Source organism: Butyrivibrio sp. WCD3002 (genome assembly GCF_000424265.1).
Classification (GTDB): Bacteria; Bacillota; Clostridia; order Lachnospirales; family Lachnospiraceae; genus Butyrivibrio.
On record NZ_AUJO01000008.1, the window covers coordinates 125,582 to 147,606 of the forward strand.

The 22,025-nt window shown below is 42.1% G+C and carries 19 protein-coding genes; 5 read left to right on the forward strand and 14 right to left on the reverse strand.

Features of this window, described 5'->3' with window-relative positions:
• Window positions 1-44: 44 nt before the first annotated feature.
• Window positions 45-1,994 carry an ABC transporter substrate-binding protein gene (locus G608_RS0110745; RefSeq protein WP_026496023.1) on the reverse strand — a complete coding sequence of 650 codons (1,950 nt, stop codon included), beginning with the start codon at window positions 1,992-1,994 and terminating at the stop codon, window positions 45-47.
• A 339-nt stretch (window positions 1,995-2,333) separates the two neighbouring features.
• Here G608_RS0110745 and G608_RS22485 point away from each other — a divergent pair, with 339 nt between their 5' ends.
• Complete coding sequence (locus G608_RS22485; RefSeq protein WP_051209182.1) at window positions 2,334-3,578, forward strand: helix-turn-helix domain-containing protein; 1,245 nt, start codon at window positions 2,334-2,336, stop codon at window positions 3,576-3,578.
• A gap of 95 nt (window positions 3,579-3,673) precedes the next feature.
• Here G608_RS22485 and G608_RS0110755 read toward each other — a convergent pair whose 3' ends face one another.
• Complete coding sequence (locus tag G608_RS0110755) at window positions 3,674-5,059, reverse strand: uracil-xanthine permease family protein (RefSeq protein ID WP_026496024.1); 1,386 nt, start codon at window positions 5,057-5,059, stop codon at window positions 3,674-3,676.
• Between the two features lie 20 nt (window positions 5,060-5,079).
• Window positions 5,080-6,387, reverse strand: coding sequence for a zinc ribbon domain-containing protein (locus G608_RS0110760; RefSeq protein WP_026496025.1), 1,308 nt, complete (start codon window positions 6,385-6,387; stop codon window positions 5,080-5,082).
• 147 nt (window positions 6,388-6,534) lie between these two features.
• Here G608_RS0110760 and G608_RS20895 point away from each other — a divergent pair, with 147 nt between their 5' ends.
• Complete coding sequence (locus tag G608_RS20895; protein ID WP_051209185.1) at window positions 6,535-7,308, forward strand: PHP domain-containing protein; 774 nt, start codon at window positions 6,535-6,537, stop codon at window positions 7,306-7,308.
• Here G608_RS20895 and G608_RS0110770 read toward each other — a convergent pair whose 3' ends face one another.
• From G608_RS0110770 to G608_RS0110785, 4 genes are all read right to left on the reverse strand, one after another.
• Complete coding sequence (locus G608_RS0110770) at window positions 7,309-7,488, reverse strand: hypothetical protein (protein WP_026496026.1); 180 nt, start codon at window positions 7,486-7,488, stop codon at window positions 7,309-7,311.
• Between the two features lie 69 nt (window positions 7,489-7,557).
• Window positions 7,558-8,169, reverse strand: coding sequence for a rhodanese-like domain-containing protein (locus G608_RS22490; RefSeq protein ID WP_051209187.1), 612 nt, complete (start codon window positions 8,167-8,169; stop codon window positions 7,558-7,560).
• Between the two features lie 20 nt (window positions 8,170-8,189).
• Window positions 8,190-9,977: an alpha-galactosidase gene (locus tag G608_RS20905; protein ID WP_035795338.1), complete on the reverse strand. Its 1,788-nt coding sequence runs from the start codon at window positions 9,975-9,977 to the stop codon at window positions 8,190-8,192.
• Window positions 9,978-10,010: 33 nt separating this feature from the next.
• A complete protein-coding gene (locus tag G608_RS0110785) occupies window positions 10,011-10,970 on the reverse strand; it encodes a hypothetical protein (protein WP_026496027.1) in 960 nt (319 codons plus the stop codon).
• 198 nt (window positions 10,971-11,168) lie between these two features.
• On the opposite strand from G608_RS0110785, the gene G608_RS0110790 reads away from it, so the two are divergent.
• On the forward strand, window positions 11,169-12,734 hold the full coding sequence (locus G608_RS0110790; protein ID WP_026496028.1) for a glycoside hydrolase family 43 protein: 1,566 nt from the start codon (window positions 11,169-11,171) through the stop codon (window positions 12,732-12,734).
• A gap of 85 nt (window positions 12,735-12,819) precedes the next feature.
• Here the strand turns inward: G608_RS0110790 and G608_RS20910 are convergent, their stop codons facing one another.
• From G608_RS20910 to G608_RS0110815, 5 genes are all read right to left on the reverse strand, one after another.
• A complete protein-coding gene (locus G608_RS20910) occupies window positions 12,820-14,082 on the reverse strand; it encodes a S41 family peptidase (protein WP_035795341.1) in 1,263 nt (420 codons plus the stop codon).
• Window positions 14,083-14,094: 12 nt separating this feature from the next.
• Window positions 14,095-15,327 carry a murein hydrolase activator EnvC family protein gene (locus G608_RS0110800; RefSeq protein ID WP_026496029.1) on the reverse strand — a complete coding sequence of 411 codons (1,233 nt, stop codon included), beginning with the start codon at window positions 15,325-15,327 and terminating at the stop codon, window positions 14,095-14,097.
• Window positions 15,320-16,216 (reverse strand): permease-like cell division protein FtsX, encoded by an 897-nt coding sequence (gene ftsX / locus G608_RS0110805; RefSeq protein ID WP_026496030.1) that lies wholly within the window; start codon window positions 16,214-16,216, stop codon window positions 15,320-15,322. The genes G608_RS0110800 and ftsX overlap by 8 nt, the downstream gene beginning before the upstream one ends.
• Window positions 16,203-16,892, reverse strand: coding sequence for a cell division ATP-binding protein FtsE (ftsE, locus tag G608_RS0110810; protein ID WP_026496031.1), 690 nt, complete (start codon window positions 16,890-16,892; stop codon window positions 16,203-16,205). Before ftsE ends, ftsX begins: the two co-directional genes overlap by 14 nt.
• 241 nt (window positions 16,893-17,133) lie before the next feature.
• Complete coding sequence (locus G608_RS0110815; RefSeq protein ID WP_026496032.1) at window positions 17,134-18,216, reverse strand: PucR family transcriptional regulator; 1,083 nt, start codon at window positions 18,214-18,216, stop codon at window positions 17,134-17,136.
• Between the two features lie 224 nt (window positions 18,217-18,440).
• Between G608_RS0110815 and G608_RS0110820 the strand changes: the two genes are divergently transcribed.
• Together G608_RS0110820 and G608_RS0110825 are read left to right on the forward strand one after the other, a co-directional pair.
• Window positions 18,441-18,632: a YjfB family protein gene (locus G608_RS0110820; protein WP_026496033.1), complete on the forward strand. Its 192-nt coding sequence runs from the start codon at window positions 18,441-18,443 to the stop codon at window positions 18,630-18,632.
• Window positions 18,633-18,863: 231 nt separating this feature from the next.
• A complete protein-coding gene (locus tag G608_RS0110825) occupies window positions 18,864-20,405 on the forward strand; it encodes a hypothetical protein (protein ID WP_196810182.1) in 1,542 nt (513 codons plus the stop codon).
• Here the strand turns inward: G608_RS0110825 and G608_RS0110830 are convergent.
• Complete coding sequence (locus G608_RS0110830) at window positions 20,398-21,231, reverse strand: CvfB family protein (protein WP_026496035.1); 834 nt, start codon at window positions 21,229-21,231, stop codon at window positions 20,398-20,400. The genes G608_RS0110825 and G608_RS0110830 overlap by 8 nt on opposite strands.
• A 20-nt stretch (window positions 21,232-21,251) precedes the next feature.
• Window positions 21,252-22,025, reverse strand: a complete 774-nt coding sequence (locus tag G608_RS0110835; RefSeq protein WP_026496036.1) for an acyl-[acyl-carrier-protein] thioesterase — start codon at window positions 22,023-22,025, stop codon at window positions 21,252-21,254.

Sequence of the window (22,025 nt, forward strand, 5' to 3'; positions counted from 1 at the left end):
CCTAACGGCAGCCCTGATTTAACTAATTACTTTTTCAGTTTTTATCACTCAACGAGCTCAAGATCGTAAAGTGCTGCAATACCATAACCGTCTGTGCAGTCTGTCGGAGGAATGTTTCTTCCGTCATCAGCTGCAGGATAGTTGGTCCATACTGACTCGTTTACAGCGTAGAACAGTGAAGGACGATACATAAGAGCTACTGCAGGGCACTCATCAAGAAGGATCTTGGAAAGCTCTGTGTAGTACTCTTTAAGCTTAGCTTCGTCGGTCTCTGTAGGGATAGCCTTAAGGATCTTCTCTGCATCGTCGTTCATGTAGTGACCAAAGTTACCACTCCAGTTAGAAGGAAGCTTAGCATACTCTTCTGAGAAGTAGAACATACCCTTTGAATAAGGGTTCATCATACCTGCGCCGGGAGCTGACCACATGCAGATATCGAAGTTACATGTTGTCATATCGTCGTAGTAAGAAGATGCTTCAGGGAAGTATGTCTGGATGTCGATACCGATATTCTGACCAGCTGCTGCAACGATCTCCATAGATGCGTTCCAGTCTGACCAACCTGTAGGACACTCAGCCTTGAAGGAAAGGTTTGTTCCATCAACTTCACGGATTCCGTCGCCATCTGTATCAACGATGCCAGCATCGTCAAGGAGCTTGTTAGCGCCGTCAACATCTGCGTTATCCCACTGAAGGTCTGCGATAGCATCAAAGTCAACGTACTTTCTCTCACCATCTGTAGGACCTACAACTGATCTGGGATACTCAGCGAAAGTAGGTGACTGACCAGACATAGCTGATGCGATGATCTGCTCATAGTCAACTGCCATTGCTATAGCACGACGAACTTCCTTCTTGTCAAGACCAGGTCTCTCTGTGTTGAAGAACATTGAAGGGATAGCTTCGCAAGCGCCATAAGGAGCATCGTCAAGCCATGTAGAAATCGGAAGTCCATCTTCGAGCCAGAGGTTCTGAACGTCTGTGATGAACTGCTGACATACGTCAACTTCGCCCTGTGAAAGAGCAACCTGTCCAGCAGCGTTGTCCTTATAAATTGTATGAGCGATGTACTTCGGAACAGGAAGCTTGCCCCACATTGAATCAGCCTGTCCCCAGTAGTTGTCGTCTCTGATGATAACTGCCTTCTGATCGTTAGAAAGGTACGGACCATAAGGGCCTGTGTGTACAAGATCTTCCATTGTATCCTGCTTAACAGCATCAGCATCTTCACCGTTTCTCTCTTCTACAGTCTGCAGATAAGCTTTCTGCATCATGTATACGCTGTTAAGGAAAGAGCTAACCTTAAGAGGATTGAAGTTGTCATCTGTCTTAGCCTTGATAACAACTGTAGTGTCATCAACTGCTTCGATAGAATCGATATATGTTGAGAAATCAGCACCTGTAGATGACTGATACTTAACATGTGTATCGAATGTGTAAGCTACGTCCTCAGCTGTGAACTGAGTTCCATCGCTCCACTTAGCATCGGGGTTAAGTGTAACAGTAAGCTCGGTCTGGTCATCATTCCAGCTGTACTCTGAACCAAGCAGAGGATAAAGCTTACCATCAAGTGAGTTGAACATGAACAGTGTCTCGTAAACAAGTTCACGAGCCTGCTCGTTGGCAGACAATGCAAGACCGTTGTTTGAGTTTGCAGACATAGGGTTCCAGTCATTGATTGTGCCCCACTGCTGACCTGCTTCGTACAGAGTCTCGTTTCTGGGTGTTGCATCAGCATCTGATGAAGCTGTGTCTTCTGTAGCCTCTTCCTCAGTTGCCTCTTCTGTTGTCTCCTCAGCTGCTTCTTCTGTTGCTTCTTCAGTTGTCTCTTCTGCTGTCTCTTCAGCAGGTGCCTCTGTTGAAGCTTCCTCTGTTGCTGCAGGAGCCTCAGTTGTAGTTGTGTCGCTTGTTGATCCGCCACATCCAGCTATCATGGACATTGTAAGAGCGGATACACACAGAAGTGACATAACCTTCTGTAAGTTTTTCTTCATAACTTACCTCCCTTTTTTTAATTTTTTCGAGTCATAGACTCACCTTAGTTGATAGAATTTTAATATTTTGTTAATAATCTTTTATATCAATAATTCCACATCTATAAAAAAATATCCTCATTTGTGCATTTTGTATAATTTTACTTTTTGAAATCGGTTTCATTTGTTAAATAACCCCTAAAGCCGCATTTTACCTATGGCAATTTTTAATAACAAATTGCAATTAATTGCAAATTATTGTAAACTTTTTGTGTCGTTAATATTAATTTGATGTGTCTAAATCGATTAAGTTTGCTTTCGAAAACGATTAATATATCAAAATCGTAAGAGGGGTCAGATATGCAGACAAACATTCAAATTCTAAGATATCGTTTAGATAATTTTTATAAAGATAAGAAGATTCCGGTTTGGGTATTTGGTCAGAACTATGAGATCATTTATACCAACTTTACGACGTCTGCTATTCTGAACATTTTGGAGTCTGTTCAGTCACAGGTTCGTTCCTTCAGACTTGCTCACTCCATCGAGGGCTATTATCTCAACTTCGATAATCCACACGAAATGTATTTCCTGTTTTCTTTTGATGTAGGAAAACACCAATCAAATACTGTTATTGTTGGTCCCGTGCTCAAGATCAAACCCACTGAGAATATATGGAAAGAGCTTTCTTTTAATCAGAATTTGTTCGCTGAGCAAAAGAGAGTCCTCTCACATTCCATACCTGTGATAAGTGAAGAAGATTTTAAACTTTCCATCACGACTATAATGGAAGAGGTTTATGAGACCACAGCTCCATCATTCCCTGTATCAGAAGGATCCTCTGAGGAGCCTGTAAATAACGTTATTGTAAATATTCCCACTGAGCAGAGCTATGACAGAGATGATTTGTCTGAGTACAACGAAATCTGCAGGCTTGAAGACCTGTTCCGTTTCTACATAATCAACGGAAGCACCTATCAGCTCTATGGCTTTTTCAAAGACGAGAATGCTATGTGCACACTTTTTACCAATAAATCTTCTCCGACAGAATGCGCGGTAAGATGTGTAGAGCTTTTGACAATTGCAAAAATGGCTTCGACTGAAAGCGGCAACGACAGCAGGGTAAGCCATTCAAGATTCCAGAAATATATTGATATGCTTAAAAATGTAAAGACCTATGAGAAAATGGTAGACATTTTGCAGAAGGCTGCCATAGATTTCGCAAAAGGCACCCACGATATCCATCATTATACAAGCAGCAACTACTCACCTATGACCAACAAATGTATACAGCGTATCATAGAAAGGCTCCCCGACAAGATATCTCTTGAGGAGCTGGCAAAGGAGCTTCATATATCCGCAAAATATCTGTCCGCTCTTTTCAACAAGGAAACAGGTTCATCTATTACAGACTTTATGCAGGATATCAGAGTTAACGAAGCCAAGCATCTGCTTACAAGTTCGAGCTTGTCCTACCTTGAGATAAGTAACTCCCTGAATTTCAGCTCACAGAGTTATTTCAATCTTGTCTTCAAGAAAAAAACAGGCTTTACTCCCAAGGAATACAGAGAGCAAGCCTTTAAATTATCCGAGGCAGAAAAATAAATTATCCGATCAAAATAAGGGACATCGCAGTGATGAATATCATCCAAAGCAATGTCCCTTTTCTTATTGTTTCTTATTTTTCTTTTTCCGAAGAATTATTTCTCGTCTTCGATCTTATTGTTGAAGCTTACACCTCTGTTGATATCACCCTGATGGTTAACGCCAAAGTTGTAATCATTTCCGGGAAGTACTGCATTGAACAGGATTCCAAGGATAGCTGCTATAGCAAGTGATGTAAGTGTAATGGAAGTGTTACCAACCATGAATGTGATGCCGTTTGAGAAGCCAAGTCCTGAAACAAGGATTACAGCAGCAACGATAAGATTACGTGACTTTGTGAAATCAACCTTGTTTTCAACTACGTTTCTTACACCGATAGCTGAGATCATTCCGTATAATACAAAGCTTATACCACCGATGATTGCTGTAGGCATTGTTCCGATGATATCTGCAATCTTGGGAATGAAGCTTACTACGATAGCATATACAGCTGCAAGGCGAACTACCGAAGGATCATATACCTTTGACAGCTCAAGTACGCCTGTGTTCTCTCCATAGGTTGTATTGGCAGGGCCACCGAAAAGACCTGCTACAGCTGTTGCAAGACCATCACCAAAGAGAGTTCTGTGAAGACCGGGATCTTCGATGAAGTTATTGCCTGTTGTAGCGGAGATTGCTGAAATGTCACCTACATGCTCCATCATTGTTGCGATAGCGATGGGAGCCATTACAAGAATAGCTGTTATATCGAATTTAGCAATGAGGAAAGGAGGAAGTCCTACCCAGCTTGCCTCTGCAATAGGCTGGAAATTAAGGATAGCACTGCCATCTGCATTGGTGAAGCCTGCCAGCTGCATAACAACTGCAACAACATAAGAAATTACTACGCCCATCAGTATAGGTATGATCTTAAACATACCCTTTCCCCAGATATTGAAGAAAACTACCACAAGAAGAGCAACTATAGCAAGGAACCAGTTAGCAGAAGCATTGCTTACAGCTGAAGGTGCAAGAGAAAGTCCGATACAGATGATGATCGGTCCTGTTACTACAGGGGGAAGGAATCTCATTACCTTCTTAACACCAACGATTCTGATAAATACTGCAAGTACCAGATATAAAAGTCCTGCTACTACGATACCGCCGCATGCGTAAGGAAGCTTTTCAGCGTATGTCATGTCAGCGAATTTTCCTGACTTAAGCTCAGCAACTGTTGCAAAGCCGCCAAGGAATGCAAAGGATGAACCAAGGAAAGCCGGTACCTTAAACTTAGCAAACAGATGGAACAGCAGTGTTCCTACTCCTGCAAAAAACAATGTAACCTGTACTGAGAGGCCCTGACCTCCAAAGTAATTGTTTACAAGTATTGGTACAAGAATCGTTGCTCCAAACATTGCAAACATGTGCTGTAACCCCAAAATCATCATTTTCGGCATTCCCAGGGAACGCGCATCCGTAATAGCCTGTCTCTTTTCTCCCATTTTTCTCCTCCTAAATATAATTATTTAATATCTATAAATTCTTCACCTTCAAAGAATGTGAGCTCCATATTCATCATAAGTGTATCTGTTCTCATGAAGCTGGCCACCTCTTCGATGGAATATTTTGAATAGGTACTGTACTCGCAGTAAAGTCTGATAGGAATAACATCGCCCTCTTTTGCTGCCAGCATTTTCTCAAGAGCACTTGCACCTGCAGCTGAACCCATTCCGCCGTAGTTGGAAATATTAGCTCTCATATTTCCGTTGAATACAAAATTGCCGTAATAATAATCATCTATGGTTCCTGTTACACCCTTTTCCTTAATGAGTGCCTCAAGCTCAGGTCTGAAATCCTTCTTGCAGACAAGCTCAAAATCAAGCTGTACGAGATTATCCTCTTTGAGGAGCTTCATCTCAATATTCTTATCGGAAATATCAAAGCAATTACCGACTATATTTCTCATGCTGAACTCAGAAGGCACAACGGTATTGGTCTCATTTACAGCATCCATTGAAAGCTCTTCATCATCTTCAGAATACAGAATAGTCTTGTAATACTGCTGAGTCTTATAGTCTGTATACTTCTTATAGGCTACAGATCCGGTGGTTATAAGAAGTGATGCCGCAACAAGAAGTACAAACTTCACCCAGTATTTCTTTTTGGAAGAATCCAGCAGGTACTGGGTCTGATTATCTATTTCATCATAGATATCCTTGATCGCAGGATTTACTCCGTGATTTGTAACAGACCTCTGATAAAGCTGCATGGCTTTATTTCTCCAGAGATTTACCCAGAATGCCATGTAGGAATTCTTACTGATATTCTCAAGCTGATCGATCTGCCCCTTTATAAAATAAAGAGCCTCCAGAGTAGTATTCTGATCATTTGCAAAAACATAGTTCTCAACTATATTTGCACGCCTAAGCTCATCAGCCTTAAGTTTTCCCTTTCCCATCTTATATGAAGTGGAAAGATAATATATTGTCATAATTGGAAAAAAGAGAACCCAAAGAAGTCCCCAACCTGCTTTAGCAAAAACATTCCAGTTGGACCAGCTTCCCTTATTAAGATACGTAACATAGTCGCCGCCGTTTGCTGCAATGAGAAGCTTTTCAAGCTCCTTAACAGAACCATTTGAATTGGTTCCTACTTCAAACTTCTCCTGAAGCGGAGTGAACCCCTGAATAACATTCCGATCTGCAGGCTCAGCATACGCCATCATTACAGGCGTCTCCCCTACTGCCTTTGCAGCCAGCGGAGCGCCGCAGCTTGAGCAGAACTTCTGCCCTTCACGCGTGGCAGCGCCACAATTTTCACACTTAACCATTGCCTCTCCCCTTTACTACCTTGTAGAACTTTTTAAATCATATCCCCCCGGACTTATTTATTCTGATACAAATAAATAAAGTCGTGTTATTATTGGTTAATAACCTTATAAATTATAACAGCATTTTCATAAAAATAAGAGGAAAAAATGAAATATATTTACGAAACTCATTTACATACCATTGAAGCCAGTGCCTGCTCAAGAACTCCCGCCAAGGATTATATAGATCATATGATGGGTCTTGGCTACAGCGGAATAATTGTCACCGATCACTTCTTTACAGGAAACAGCTGTGTTCCCAAGGATCTTCCCTGGAAGGAACGTATAGCAATTTACTGCAGCGGCTATGAGCATGCTTTGGAAGCTGCTAAGGGTCACGACTTCACCGTTATGTTCGGTATTGAATTCAATTTTCAGGGCGATGAATTCATGATCTATGGCGTAGATAAAAAATGGCTCGAGGATCATCCTGAAATTATGGAAATATCACGAAGAGAGCTCTATGATCTTGTACATGCATCAGGCGGAATCATGCTGCAGGCTCACCCTTACAGAGAGCGCGGCTACTTGTCTGCAATACACCTCTCTCCTACAATCGGTGACGGCGCAGAGGTATTTAACGCAGGTAATGATGATTATATGAATGCTCTTGCCTACGACTATGCAGTTAAAAATAACTTTAGAATGGCCTCCGGCTCTGATATTCATTTCCCTATGGATGATATGGGCGGAATGAGCTTCCCCTACAAGATAAACAGCATCGAAGAATATTGCAAAGCCTTCCTTGCAGGCGACGGAACCCCGGTATTCTGGAAGGATGTAACCCATACAGACACAGGCTTTTTGCCTGTTGAAACAGAAAAATCCCTGACCGAAATCAGCCAGGGACCTACTCTTGATGTGATTATTCACAACGAATAATTATTTTTTAGCATTTTCATCTGCAATAATAGCAAGAGTCTGTGAGATATCATTAAGAGTTCCCACCATTATCTGCATAAATGCTTCTAGTCTAGGGTTGTCCGGAGCATTAGCGAGCTTCTCTTCAACCTCACGTGTTCGCTTTTGATAAAGTGCTGTAACTTCTGATAATCTGCTCATTTGATATCTCCTTTCTAATACAAAAGTTAACTCTAGTATTATTTTATCTGATATATTCTAAAAAATGTATTAAATATTAGATACGTAGACCTTTTTATAACCTGCGATTCTTGCGTATTCCGCAGCCATGGTGGACTTCATCCCTGTCTTGCAGACAAAAAGAATTTTCTGGTACTTATCTCCGCCAATTATAAACGGATTTATTATTATCTTAGACAGCGGAATATTTTCCGCGCCTTCAATATGCTGAACCTCGAACTGTTCCGTTCCGCGAACATCAATGATTCTGCCATCACTAAGAAAGCCCTTTGTCTGTTCCTTTGTAAGCTTCCTTGGAAGATCAACTGCAAGTCTCACATCCTCAAGGGTCTTTGGAATCCGTCTTAGCCTCACATTGAAAATCCTGTTCTCAATCTCTTCAAGCTCTTCCTCGCTGAGAACCCTGTCCATACCAAATTCCCTGTCTGAATCAGGCGGAATAATTCCCTTAAGAAACATCTGCGCAACATGATATGCACAGGTATTACAGTCATAGAGATCCTTCAAAATAGCAGCCCCAAGAATATCCTCAATATCGTTCTCATCCAGAACACCGGTCACATATTCGTGAGCAATCTTTGCCGCCTGCTTTTTTGTAATCTCTTTATCCCTTCTGAAAATTGTTTTTACCCCTTCATTCACCTTAAAATACCCCCCGGCGATTATGCTTTAGGAATCACCCTTATTGTCACATTATCAAAAGCTTCTAACCTATCTACCTTAAATACCTCACCATCAAGATCCCGGACTTCCCCTGTCCAGAGATCCTCAATTTCGTAATTGCCCGACTTTTCAAAGCTATCCCCATACAGCTTATCCTTAAGGGCTTTTAATATTTCTTCCTTTGTAACACTATAGGAATCTTCCTTTGCCTCATCACTTAAGTTAATAAATGAAAGCGCAACACTTCCATCGCTCAAAGGCTTTGCAAGAATATCAACTCTGTCGTTGTTTGTAACATATTCCTTATCGGCAGCTTCTTTTAAGAGACTGCAGTACACTCTCTTTGCCTGAACTCCAAGACTGTCCTGATTAAGTTCTATGAGCTTCTTATTGGCAATTATGTTATAGAGCCCATCTCCCTTATTCACCCTGCGAAGGTCCAGCCCAAGCATAAGAGGCGAATTCATCATGCACCACATAACCATGTGTGTACGGTTCTGAGCATCATTAAGGCCATCCATACCGATGACCATCATATCAGGATCATTCCATCCCTTATCGAGCCCTGCAAATTCATCCATGACAACGCACTTGTTATACTGGCTTGTGACTCCTGTTGTGTAATCACTGGTCCAGGCTGCCTTGCCGGGATTCCCGTCACTTCCCACATTAAAGGTAATGTCGTTAAGAATTCTCCAGGAATCTCCAACCTTCTTTGCCCAATTTTGAGGCTGTGTCTTTCCCCATTCGCAAAGAGAATAGATAATCTCGTTGTCAGGAGCAGCTTCTAAAAGGCCTTCCTTAAGCCTTGCATAGGAATAAAGAGTATTCTCCTGCCTTCTGTGGTTCATAAGCCTGATCCTGCTTTTGCCCCTAGTAAGGCTAACCTTAACTGTAGTCTCCTGAACCTTATCAGAATCTGTATCACCTAAAAAATCATCAAAGAGAATCCTGCTGCCCGCTCCCTCTCCTTCTGCGATCTGAAGCCAGGAACCCATACCGATTTTCTTGCCATTTATATGGCGAACAGTTAGCTCATATTCACCAGCTTCAGGCACATCCACATCAAAGAAAAGCTCACCGCTCTCAGGGCCGACAGGCGTCTGCGCAGGGCCAGTACCATCAAAGGTACCGATAAAGGTGAAAAATGTTTCATCCCCGATCTTCTCTGTCTTAATTCCGCTTCCGGCAGTAGCAAGATCTATACCTGCTTCAAAGCTCTCGCCCTGTAGCGTCACCTTTGTAACAGCAGGTGCATAAACATATTTTGCATTTTCCTCTTTTGAAAATGTAGCATTATCCCACAAGTAATAGCAGTTATCAACCTTAAGAAAATCCACATCCCAGCTGACATAGGCTTCTGCATCTTCCTTCTCATGACCGCAGGTGCCAACAGCAGCTCCCGCACAGAGATTGGTTCCTATGTCATTGTACATACCAAACTTAAGGCCTTTACCATGAATATAATCCGCAAGGGCCTTAAAGCCTCCCGGGAATTTCTCCTCATTGTTTGATAGCCTTCCGTCTATTCTCTCATCCTTATAGCAGCCATCATCAAGCACAAGGTACTTATAGCCAAGCTCATCTAAAGAAAGCTCTTTAATCTTATCAGCCATGGCCTTAGTCAGCGCTTCCGTGTTTCCGCTTCCGAAGGCATTCCAGCTGTTCCAGCCCATGGCAGGCAGCCTTCCCTGCTTTTTGCCATAAAGCACCTGACCATCGTCAAATCTGTCGTATCTGTGGTCCTCCGGAATCCTGTCCAGCCCTTCTAAACTACTGTTTTTCATACAAGTCTCCAATGCAAGTAAAGTTATTAATAGTTACTCTGCCTTAAATACTGCAGGGCGGGGCTTATTTACAGAGATTACCTTTGCTGCCTCAAGGTTCTTAAGAATAAGAATCCTTACCTGTCCCTGATATTCCGGCTTTATCATGTAATGACAATAGGTTTCAACAAGTGAAAAGATGCTGGCTGTTCTGCCTTCGATCTTGAAGTTGTTAATTCCCATTGGCATATACTTTTCATAGATCATCTCCGGAGATACATAGGTTGAATATCCCTGAATTGTATGTATACAGTTGGTATCTCCATACTTACACTTCCATGGAATGATGTGCTTTTGCTTTTCCTTTGGAAGCTTCATATTATCCATGATAATCTGCTGATTAAGAGCAATGTTCTTGTAATGATCCCCTCTTCTCTTACAATCCGGTATGCAAAGGGCATTTATAAGAACCTCCAGCTTATCCTTGTGATTAATCTTTTCAAGCAGGTCCCACTTATTATTCATGTTGTAATCAAGAACAACATAGCGATAGTCCTTCTCAAGCTCAGCATTCAGTTCGTCCACATCCTTTATCTCTTTACAGGTTGTGGAGTCAATCTTAAATGACGGATATTTATCCCTGATGTACTGCTCAAGAATAGGAGAAAATACCAGAACCTCGTTCATACCATTGTCTGCAGCCTTAAGACAGAAGTTGCAGAAAGGATCGTCCAGATCCTCTTCCCTAATAAGAGGATTGGTAAAGGTATAACGAACTGGAATACCCTTTGAATTTATAGTCTTTATAACGTTTTTAACAAATGCTGCATCACACTGATCGTTATTTACAAGTCTTCCGCCATTCCACAAAGAAAAGGGGAATGATCCGAAAAACGAAACAATCTTAATACCGTCCCTAAAATACTCAGGATGCTGCTCCTGAAGGCTGAGCCAGAACATGTTCAGCGGAAAATTATACCGAAGTCCCGGCAAATGAAAACGTACTTCTTCCATAAGTAACCTCCAATAAATAAAACTAAAACCATGATCATTATGAGCAGAAATATTGACAATTCTGCCTTCATAACAAATCAGATTTCATTATAAATCAAAACGATGTAGAATGATAATCGAATGTTGCTCTTTCCTAAAGAGAAAATGCGCTTTGGAAAGAAACTACGCGAAAGCTTACACATTTTGAGGAGGAAGGTTATGGTTAAAAATCCAATAATACCCGCAGATTTTCCGGATCCGGACGTAATTCGTGTGGGTGACACCTACTATATGGCTAGCACCACCATGTTCCTTATGCCGGGAGGCGACATCCTTGAGTCCAAGGACCTGGTTCACTGGAATATAGCAGCACATGTTTTTGATACTCTTGGGGACGATGATGAGTACGAGTTAAAAAACGGCAAGCATGCCTATGCAAGAGGAATGTGGGCTCCGTCACTAAGATATGACAGCGGCACCTTTTATCTTGTTTTTGCCTGCAACGAGCGCCCGAATTCTCTGCTTTTTACGGCAACAGACGCAAAGGGTCCCTGGAAAATGCAGGAAATGAATGGATTTTTCTATGACTCATCCCTGTTTTTCGATGATGACGGAAAGGTCTATATCGTACACGGTAACACTATCGTAAGAATCACTGAGCTTGACAGAAGCACCTGGGGGCCAAAGGAAGGCGGTCTTCAGAGAATCCTCATTCAGGATGAGCCGGGACAACCTCTTGGCTTTGAGGGCTCACATTTATATAAATTAAACGGAAAGTATTATCTTTACACCTGCCACATGCCCAAAGAAGAGGAAGGCAGAAAAACAGAATGCTGCTTCATAAGTGAAACTCTTGAAGGCGAATTCGTAGGAAAGACCATAATTAACGATCCCATGGGCTATAAGAGGAAGGCTCTGCAGGTTGCTCAGGGCGGAATCGTTGATGATCCTGAAGGTAATCTTTACATGTTCATGTTCCAGGACCGAGGCGCAGTCGGAAGACTTCCTATGATCTTCCCCATGAAATATGATGAGGAAGGCTATCCTGTTCCCGCTACATCAGGCGTTGTTCCGGAAATGCCCTCTGATGATGATACACCTCTTAATGAATGGGGCAGAGGTCACTTCTTTGATGATGAAGCCTTTGATGAAGAAAACCTTTCAGAGCTTCTTGATAAAAAGAAATGGTGGCAGGTATCTCATAATATCGATACCGAAAATATCTGCCTTGTTAAGGATGGCAGCTCTAATGCCCTTAGGATCAGGACAGGCGCCGTTACCTCTAACCTTCTTAAAGCAAGAAACACTCTTACCCAGAGATGCATTGAGACCGTTTGCGAAGGCGAAATAACTGTAGATGGAAAAGAATTAAATGACGGCGACTATGCCGGAATCAGTGCTTACAATGCGCACTATGGTGCTATAGCCCTAAGTAAGGACGACGGAAGGCTTTCACTTGTAAAGATCGAGGCGGATGCAGACAATGATTCAATAGGAGGCGATAAGGATTTCTATGAAAGGGATCCCAAGATCACCACTATTTGCGAACTTCCTGCAGGAATAAACTCCGTAAGACTTAAAGTAACAACAGACTTTAATGATGCCCCTGATTTTTGTACCTACTCCTATGATTTAGGCGATGGATATGTAGACGTAGATGGCAGACACAACCTCTACTTCAAGCTTGATCTTTTCATAGGCGCAAGATTCGGACTTTTTGCATACAGCACAAAGAATGCCGGCGGACATGCAGATTTCTCTGATTTTAAAATATCTGCAAAATAAGCTTTAAATAAATCACTAAATTCAGGTAAAACAAAAACATCTCAGACATTGACCGCATTCAAATGTCTGAGATGTTTTAATTTCTTTATTTCTTTATTTCTTTTCTTAAAATTTCTTTAGCCTTATTAACCTGGTTGTCTGTTCCATCCTTTGAAAGTGCCTCTGTATCAAGTTCGATCTCCACATCCGGCTCAATTCCGATTCCGTTGATATTATTGCCGTTAGGTGTGAAATAATTGCTGATTGTAAGCTTTACAGCTGTTCCATCCTCAAAGGGGAAGATTCTCTGAACAACTCCCTTACCATAGGTGGTCTCACCTACGATGGTACCCTTTTTATAATCCTTGATGGCACCTGATAAAATCTCGGAAGCACTTGCAGAATATCCGTTAACAAGAACAACCACGGGAATATCTATTTCATTTGCCCCGTCACAGGTAAAATCTTCTCTGTTACCATCTCTGTCAACAGTGTAAACAATCACGCCTTCAGGAAGGAGTTGTTCCGCTATGTCGCAGACAGCACTGAGGCTTCCGCCGGGATTAGAACGAAGATCAATGATAAGCCCCTTCATGTTCTTATCCTTAAGCTCCTGCAAACCATTTATGAACTGATTGGTTGTAACAGAATCAAACTCTGTGATGCCGATATATCCTATCTCATCATCCATCATGGATGCATTTACTGTCTGAGATTCTACCTTGTCACGAACCACATCAAAATCAAGGTAATCTCCCTCGGACTCTCTGAAAACAGTTACCTTAACTGTTGTTCCGATCTCACCTCTTATAAGTCCTACAACCTCTGACAGGGTAAGCCCCTGAGTGAGCTTGTCATCAACCTTATAGATGATATCGTTTCCGAGAAGTCCAACCTTTTCTGCCGGAGAATCAGGAATCGTTGCAGTAATGCGTGGAAGGTTTGCTTCCTTATCCATGCTGACATAGGCACCGATACCAAAATAAATACCCTTGGTATCTGACATAAGATCCTGATATTCTTCCTGTGTGTAGTACTCTGAGTAGGGATCTCCCAAAGATGAAACTATTCCTTTATAGATGGAAACCGCTTCCGCATCCCTGTCTATATCCGTCTTGTAATAGTTCTCATTTATAGCATTTTCAACTATCTTGATCTTCTTTAGTATCTCATCATCAATGACTGTGTCAGCTGAGCTGCTACTTGCAGCTTCCGAAGCTGAGGAAGCATTCTCTGCCGAAGCAGCGCTCCTTAAAAATCTCTTGATGCCAATATAGTTGATAAATCCCATTGCTATCATCATGCATACCAGTACACCGATGACAAAGCCAATGAGATAAGGAGTTTTTTTGCTTGATCCTGATTCCATTGCCATTCTTCCTTACTTTAAATAGTTCCAGGGACTTACGTAATTACCCCCGGATCTTACTCCAAAATGCAGATGCGGTCCCGTGGATCTTCCTGTAGAACCGACAGCTGCAATCTTCTGTCCCTTCGTTACTTCTGCGCCTGTGGACACACTCAGTGATGACGCATGCATATAGATGGTATATAAGCCGCTTCCATGGTCGATCATTACGTAGTTACCCATGGATGAATTATACGCTGCTGCCACAACCTTGCCATCATAGGCCGCAAGAATTGCAGAGCCGCTTGGCGCAGCCAGATCTATACCATTATGCATCTTCTGAATCCCCAATGTTGGATGCATTCTCATACCGTAATCATCCGATACTCTGGTATATGAAGGACATGGGAATGTAAACATTCCGCCGTCATATTTTCTTGCATTCTGTGCAGCAAGCTCAGCCTTATCGGCTTCAACAGCCTTTTCCAAAGCAGCGATTGTTGCATTCTCTTCTGCAATCTGTGCCTCGTATTCCTTGATAGCTGCTTCTTTATCGGCTATATTGGAAGAAACCTTACTGACCTCACTGTTTTTCTGAGCAAGGAGATTCTGCATGTTATCCTGCTCTATAAGCTGATCGGCCTTTGCCTGATCAAGCGTCTCCTTCTCTTCCTCCAAAGCGGTCTTGGTCATTTCCACAAGCTCGGTATGTGCAATATATTCCTCAAGCTTTTGTCTGTCATAAGCAGAGAGCTTTTCGATGTAATCAGCCTTATTCAGCATATCGCCAAAGGAATTCGACTCGGCCAGCAGTTCAAAATAAATAGTCTCACCCTTTTCATACATGAAACGGATTCTATCCTTCATTTCTTCATACTGCTTATTCTGAGTTTCTACAGCTTCCTCAAGCTCAGCGGTAGTCTCTTCAATCTTCTGCTCTTTTTCTTCAATCTTACCCTGTAGCTCATCTATATTGTTTTGAATCTGAGTAAGGTTTGCATCCAGCTCAGTAATATACTTATTAAGATCCGACTTTTCAGCCTCGAGATTTTTCTTAACAGCCTGGAGATCAGTCAGGGAGTTTTTCATGCTCTCCCTCTCTTTTTTTGCATCAGCTATCTGATTCTCCTTCTGCTTGATACTCTCCTTGGTAACAGCCGCTATCGATGGTATTGCGGCATTTTTTCCGCATACCAGAAGCATTGCACAGACAAGTAAAACCGACAATATTCTGTTGCTGTTTTTCCTTAATCGGTAATCATACATGCAAATGCTTCCTAACTGTCGTCACACTTCCCATAAATCCAATTCCGACACCTATAAGAATCGAAATAGGTAAAAGAGCTTCGAATATAGTATTTACCGGCAGAATATCAAGAATTGAATTGAGCATTGAAAATCTCTCTGCCAGATAATATGACGCTTTATTATAAATCACATATATGATCACAAGCGGTATAACTGAGCCAAACAGACCGATCAGTATACCCTCAATTACAAAGGGTGCACGTACAAAAAAGTCTGTCGCTCCAATGTACTTCATTATCTCTATTTCCTGCCTTCTTACAGCAATTCCTATTGTAACCGTGTTGCTGATAAGGAAAATTGATACAAGAAGAAGTATTCCGATAATACCCATTGAAACATAAGCAACAAGGCTGTTAATGCCGCTCAGCATTGAAGCAGTAACCTCAGATCTGTTGACGGTCCGTATGTCATTTATGGACTCCAGATAGGTTACAAGTGCAGGCTGCATTGAAACATCGCTAAGGTAAATCTGAAGATTTCCCATGTCCTCAAGGGGATTCTCGGTAAAGCCGTCAGCGTATTCCCCAAGGTAATCTGTCTTAAAGCCTTCCCAGGCTTCCTCAGCGGATATATACACTACCTTGCTGACTTCGGGTCTCTTCTCAATAAGAGCTTTAGCCGCAAGCATTACCTCTTCACTTGTACCCTCATTGAAGAAAACTGTTACGGATACGCCTTCCTCAGCGGTCTTTACAACATGCTGGAAATTTGAAACCAGTGAATAAAAAATACCAAACAGGAACAGGCAGGCACTTATTGTTGCAACAGATGCAAGTGTATACCATCTGTTTCTGCTAAGATTCTTAAAGCCCTGTCCCAGTGTATAGAAAAAACTACTCATCCTCATCGTGATACTCACCCTCTTCTTCGTCGTAAATCACGACGCCTTTTTTCATAGTAATAACTCTCTTATGCATGGCATTAACGATCTCTCTGTTATGAGTAACGATGATAACCGTTGTGCCGTTTGCATTGATCTGTTCCATGAGCTTCATGATATCCCATGAGTTGTTGGGATCAAGGTTACCGGTAGGCTCATCTGCAAGCAGGATTTCCGGCTTATTGACCATGGCTCTTGCAATGGCAACTCGCTGCTGCTCACCACCTGAAAGGGCTTTTATCTTACTCTTATATTTTCCGGCAAGGCCCACTGTAGCCAGCACTGACGGAACATTTTTTCTGATGTCTCTTGAGGATTTCTGAATGATTCTCTGAGCAAATGCAACGTTCTCATAAACATTTCTGTCCATCAAAAGTCTGAAATCCTGGAATACGATTCCAAGCTTTCTGCGGAATTTGGGAATGTTTCTGTGTCGCATTCTTCCAAGATCCTGTCCCATAACGGTGATCTTACCGTCGGAGGGAACAAGCTCCCGAAGCAGGAGCTTGATCAGGGTGGATTTACCGGAACCGCTGTCTCCTACTATAAAAACAAATTCACCCTTCTTGATATGAAGGGTGACCCCGTTAAGTGCCGGAGCGCCCGTGGAATAGGACTTAGTCACGTTTTCAAGCGTGATAATGTCGTCCTCCCCGACAGGACGCGCTACTCTCTTTCTTCTAACTTTTTCCATACCTTTTTCCCTTGCTAAAAATATTGATTGTTTTAGGTTAACGCGATACTACGGATTGCTACGCTCTTCGAGCTCCCGCAATCCTACGGCCATTCGTAATCCGCGCTATCGCGCTACTTACTCATGTCCGTTCGAATCCCAAGGTCATAATCAGCTTCGTGCAAGCACAGCTGCTCATGACTTTGGTCTTCTAGTATCGCTCCATGTATTTCATATACCGTACTACCATCAGTGCGATCTTGAATGTGATGGCGTCGTCGAAGACGCGAAGGTCTAAGCCTGTGCTCTTCTGGAGCTTATCAAGCCTGTACACAAGCGTATTTCTGTGAATGAACAGCTGTCTTGATGTTTCGGATACATTCAGGTTGTTTTCGAAGAACTTGTCGATTGTGGACAAGGTCTCCTGGTCGAATCCGTCGGGATTCTTGCCGCCGAATATCTCCTTTATGAACATCTTGCAAAGAGGAATGGGAAGTTGATAAATAAGTCTTCCGATTCCAAGCTCGCCATAGCTGATTACACCCTTTTCCTCAAAGAAGATCCTTCCTACATCAAGAGCCATCTTGGCTTCCTTATAGGAACGGCTCACCTCCTTGATCTCACCTACAACAGTACCTATAGCGATATGAACATTCTTAATGCCTGCGCTTTCAAGGTGCTCCTGAAGCTGCTGAGCTGAAGCTGAGATTTCCTCTGCTGACTTAAACTCGGTCACATCCTTAACAACAGTGACATTGTCCTCATCTACTTCTGTTACAAAGTCGCCACCGTTACCGGCGCCGTATGAGCGTACCATCTCAAGGACATTATTTTCTCTTACCTTCTCGGCAGCAATTATCATTGTAACACGCTTTGCATCAGAAGGAATGTGAAGTTTTTTTGCCCTACTGTAAATATCTACCAAAAGCAGGTTATCAAGAAGCAGATTTTTTATGAAATTATCCTTATCAAAGCGCTCCTTGTAGGCTACCAGCAGTCCCTGAATCTGATATGCAATCATTTTGCCTATCATATAGGTGCTCTCACCACTGCCTGCAGCTACCAGAATATACTCCAACTGCTGCTCGTCATATATTTTAAAATATTGATGTCCCTGTACCTCCTGGGAGTCTGCAGGTGATCTCACAAAATCCCTAACTGAATCCGTCACAAGGCCAAAGTCCGGTCTTGTGGCAGCCACCTCTCCCCCGTCGACATCAAGGACGCACAGATCCACGTGTGCTATGCCTTTCAATCCATCTATTGTGTTTTGAAGGATCTGATTTGAAATCATAATGCTCTCCTATGCATATTACATAAATATAGTTGATTATATTCTACTCGATAATTGCATAAAAATCCACAAAAAAATACTTAATTTTTGTTGAATTTTCCCAATAAACATCTATAGCCTCTTTATCGATATACAAATTAGGATATTAGCTTTCTTTTTATGAGGGCCGTGTATAGCGAAAATACATGGATGTATCCACTTAAGCAGTAAAAGGAGGTGGCTATATGGACATACCCGAATTATCCATGGCTTTATCATTAAGCAAAGTCCAGACTGATTTTGGCACAGCAATGCTCAAAAACAGCCTTGATACTCTTTCGGATGTCGGTGGCGCCGTCGCCGAAATGATAGACACTTCTGCAATGGAACTGTCCGTAAACCCGGATGTAGGAGCTAATATTGATTTAAGAGTCTAAGCCATGGCAGCAATAAGTCACCGCATTTTGCGGTGACTTATGTTATTATATAGACAAATTCTAAGACGACGGAGATGTCTATATAATATGGAAATCAGTAAACCAGACGGTTTTATATCCAAAACATTTAATATACTTATCTCTTTTATTTCTCTGATCATTCTCGCCTTTTTTGTGTATATTTCAGCGACAGTGACCTGCCTTGTGGACAACAATGAGAAAACATATTTTTTGAAAGACAATATATATATTCATGCCATCTTCACTGCAGCCATTCTTGCGATCACATTACTGATTGGCAATTCCTCTTTTTTTAAGGATCTTTTAAAGGAGAAAAACAAAAAGGATCTGTCTACAGCAAAAGCTATTATGCTGACGATTATCTTTGTTGTATCAACCCTGTTTGTATATTTTTCCTCTCTGCCCCCGGTATCGGATCAGGCCTTTGTCCAGCAGGCTGCCTATGGTCTTCGACATTTTGACTACAGTCTTTTTATGGAGGGCGGATATATCCACACCTACCCTAATCAGATAGGTCTGGTCCTCTTTAGCTATGTTTTCTTCAGCATCTTCGGCTTTGGTAATTTCCTGGCATTCCAGATAATGAATGCCCTTTTCCTTGTGCTTTTTTATAAGCGCCTCTGTGACATAACAGGTCTTTTATATGAAGACAGCGCAGCGCCGCAGCTTATGGTATTACTTTTGGGTATAGTTTTTTATCCAATGCATATCTACTGTACCTTCGTATATGGAACCATTCCGGGCCTCGCTCTGTCTGTCAGCGCCATTTATCATGCACTTAGGTTTGAAAAAAATAAATCCATAAAAAACTGTATCTTATCAGCACTGTCCATTCTTGTGGCAATGCTGCTTAAGTCCAATTACCTGATCTTTTTCATTGCTATTTTCATCTACATTGTCATAGCAACTATAAGATGTAAAAAGGCCATTCTGCTTACACTTCCCACTCTCTTTATTGTAGCTTTTTTAATTCAGGCAAAGGCACCTTCTATGATTGTGCAGAAGATGACAGGCATTGATGTAGGAAAAGGAGCATCTTCTTATTCATGGATCGCCATGGGTCTTCAGGACAGCGAGCTGGCTGAGGGCTGGTACAACGGCTTTAATAAGGACAGCTACCGGCAGAGCTGCTACAACCCTGATATAAACAAACAGATCGCACTGAATGCCATTAAGGACAGAATGAATTACTTCAAGGACAATCCCTACGACTGCCTGGAATTCTTCTCGAGGAAATTGTCCTCAGAATGGAATGATCCAAGCTACGAGGCTCTTTGGATAATAAGGCCCACGAAGAATGACCAAAACAAAAATAACCTCATCTCCAGTCTTCTTACCTATGACAACTACTTTTTGCAAATAGGCTTTCTTAACAGTCTGCAGTTCTTTATACTGCTTGGTTGCCTTTTGTTTCTGGTCTTCAAAAGCAAAAATACAGGCTTTGGTTTTGAAGTTCTCGCCACTACCATCATCGGCGGATTTCTTTTCCATATCATGTGGGAGGCAAAGTCCCAGTATACACTTCCGTATTTTGTGCTGACCATGCCCATGGCTGCTGTCGGTTATCACAAGCTTCTTTTTGATACCAGGGAGCTTTTCAAAAAAAATCGCCTGAGGATATTCCTCAGGCTGGTTTTACCGCTTTTATTCTTTTATCTTATTTATTCCGGAACCGTCGGAAAAAATCTGACCTCCGACAACGCTTCCTATAAGGAAGCCATGGAGCGTGAGCTTGAATCAGGCATCAGATAAGAGTGATATCGGATTCACCTATCTTTATTTTGCCCTCTTTTAAGAGATGTCCCACAGCACGCTTAAACTCGTTTTTACTCATTCCCATTTCGGTTCTGATCTTTTCAGGATCAGCCTTGTCGGTAAAGGGCAGTCTTCCGCCCTCCTCTTCCATTCTGGAAAGAATCTTTTCAGCGTCCGAATCAATCTGAAGATATGCCTTCTCTCTGATACTGAGGGTGATCTTTCCATCCTCTCTTATCTCAGTGATCCTGGCTGTGATCTGGTCACCGATTCTGATATCCCCGTAAAGCTCCTTCTTAGGAATAAGCCCGGAGAAAATATTGTCTACCGCAACAAAGGCACCAAAATTGTTGCTGGTCTCATATACCGTTCCTGTTACTCTGTCATCCTTATGATAAGGACTGTCTGTTCTGAGGAACTCGTACACATTCATTGTAACGGCAAGTCTTCCTGACTTATCCACATAAAGAGCACACAGAACCTCTTCGCCGCTCTTTACCTTTCTTGTCTGTTCTCTGAAGGGTAAAAGTACATCCTTTTCAAGTCCCCAATCCATGAATGCACCGATCTTACCCACATCCTTAACCTTAAGCATGGCAACTTCGCCAAGCATAAGCTTTGGAATTCTGGTGGTTGCGATAAGTCTGTCATCAGAATCTTTATATAGGAAAACTGACAGCACATCGCCTATCTCAGCATCCTGGGGCACCTGCTTTTTAGGAAGAAGAACCTTATCCTCTTCTCCCTGCTTTTCTGCAAGATATACACCAAAATCTACTTTTTTAATTATCTCAAGTTCCTGCTTTTCACCAATTCTAAGCACGTTATAACTCCTTTAAAAAATCACAATTGTTTAAGTTCCACTATTGAATAAGGTTTCCCCTCATCATCCTTTAGCAGGACAACGCAGCCGTCAGTATCTGTATCGTCACCTGCCATGACTATTTCCGGATGTATTATGTCTCCTAAATGGGCCTGCTGCCTGTACTCGGCTCTTACCATGAAATTCTTCCTGTTTTTTGCAAGAGCCCTTAAGGCATCCGCCTTCTCTTTATCTGAAAACTCCTCTATTGCAGCAAGGGCAATCCTGATGTACTGTCCATTATTTACATGATGATTCGTATCAAGATGATGAAGTCCCACCTTCCTTTCCTTTACAGAAAATCTCCTGCCATCCCGGGGCTCTGCAATTTTCCTTGAAGCGTAATCCATGGGAAGCTTCTCATCGAGTGGATAGGTCTTAATTATATCATCATTTATTCTGTAGGGCGTTCCCTTCTCCAGGTTTAGCAGTGACCACACGGAATTTGCCACCGCAAGCTCTTCACCCTCCGCTGTTTTCATGAAAAAATTTCTTAGGCCCAAAAACGCCTTAAGCTCATAGGGAACCGTTCCTATAGTAACGTTCTCTCCAAGCTTTGGGAGACGTTTTACATTTACCTGCCAGCTGTTAATTACCCACGCTATGCCAAGCTTTTCCATGGCTTCCATGGTTGCAGGTCCTTCCTGGGTCTGAAAGGTCGAGCAATCCTGAAAATAATCAATCAGCCCTTCTATTGTAAGAAATCCGTTTATATCGCATTCGCTGTATCTGATCCTTGAGTCAAACGAGTACAT

Coding starts and splice junctions, on each gene's coding strand:
- G608_RS0110835 (WP_026496036.1), bottom strand. CDS start 22,025: ATGTACTCGTTTGACTCAAGGATCAGATACAGCGAATGCGATATAAAC.
- G608_RS22485 (WP_051209182.1), top strand. CDS start 2,334: ATGCAGACAAACATTCAAATTCTAAGATATCGTTTAGATAATTTTTAT.
- G608_RS20895 (WP_051209185.1), top strand. CDS start 6,535: ATGAAATATATTTACGAAACTCATTTACATACCATTGAAGCCAGTGCC.
- G608_RS20910 (WP_035795341.1), bottom strand. CDS start 14,082: ATGGAATCAGGATCAAGCAAAAAAACTCCTTATCTCATTGGCTTTGTC.
- G608_RS0110785 (WP_026496027.1), bottom strand. CDS start 10,970: ATGGAAGAAGTACGTTTTCATTTGCCGGGACTTCGGTATAATTTTCCG.
- G608_RS0110745 (WP_026496023.1), bottom strand. CDS start 1,994: ATGAAGAAAAACTTACAGAAGGTTATGTCACTTCTGTGTGTATCCGCT.
- G608_RS0110755 (WP_026496024.1), bottom strand. CDS start 5,059: ATGGGAGAAAAGAGACAGGCTATTACGGATGCGCGTTCCCTGGGAATG.
- ftsX (WP_026496030.1), bottom strand. CDS start 16,216: ATGAGGATGAGTAGTTTTTTCTATACACTGGGACAGGGCTTTAAGAAT.
- G608_RS0110815 (WP_026496032.1), bottom strand. CDS start 18,216: ATGATTTCAAATCAGATCCTTCAAAACACAATAGATGGATTGAAAGGC.
- G608_RS20905 (WP_035795338.1), bottom strand. CDS start 9,977: ATGAAAAACAGTAGTTTAGAAGGGCTGGACAGGATTCCGGAGGACCAC.
- G608_RS0110760 (WP_026496025.1), bottom strand. CDS start 6,387: ATGGTTAAGTGTGAAAATTGTGGCGCTGCCACGCGTGAAGGGCAGAAG.
- G608_RS0110790 (WP_026496028.1), top strand. CDS start 11,169: ATGGTTAAAAATCCAATAATACCCGCAGATTTTCCGGATCCGGACGTA.
- G608_RS0110820 (WP_026496033.1), top strand. CDS start 18,441: ATGGACATACCCGAATTATCCATGGCTTTATCATTAAGCAAAGTCCAG.
- G608_RS0110770 (WP_026496026.1), bottom strand. CDS start 7,488: ATGAGCAGATTATCAGAAGTTACAGCACTTTATCAAAAGCGAACACGT.
- G608_RS0110800 (WP_026496029.1), bottom strand. CDS start 15,327: ATGTATGATTACCGATTAAGGAAAAACAGCAACAGAATATTGTCGGTT.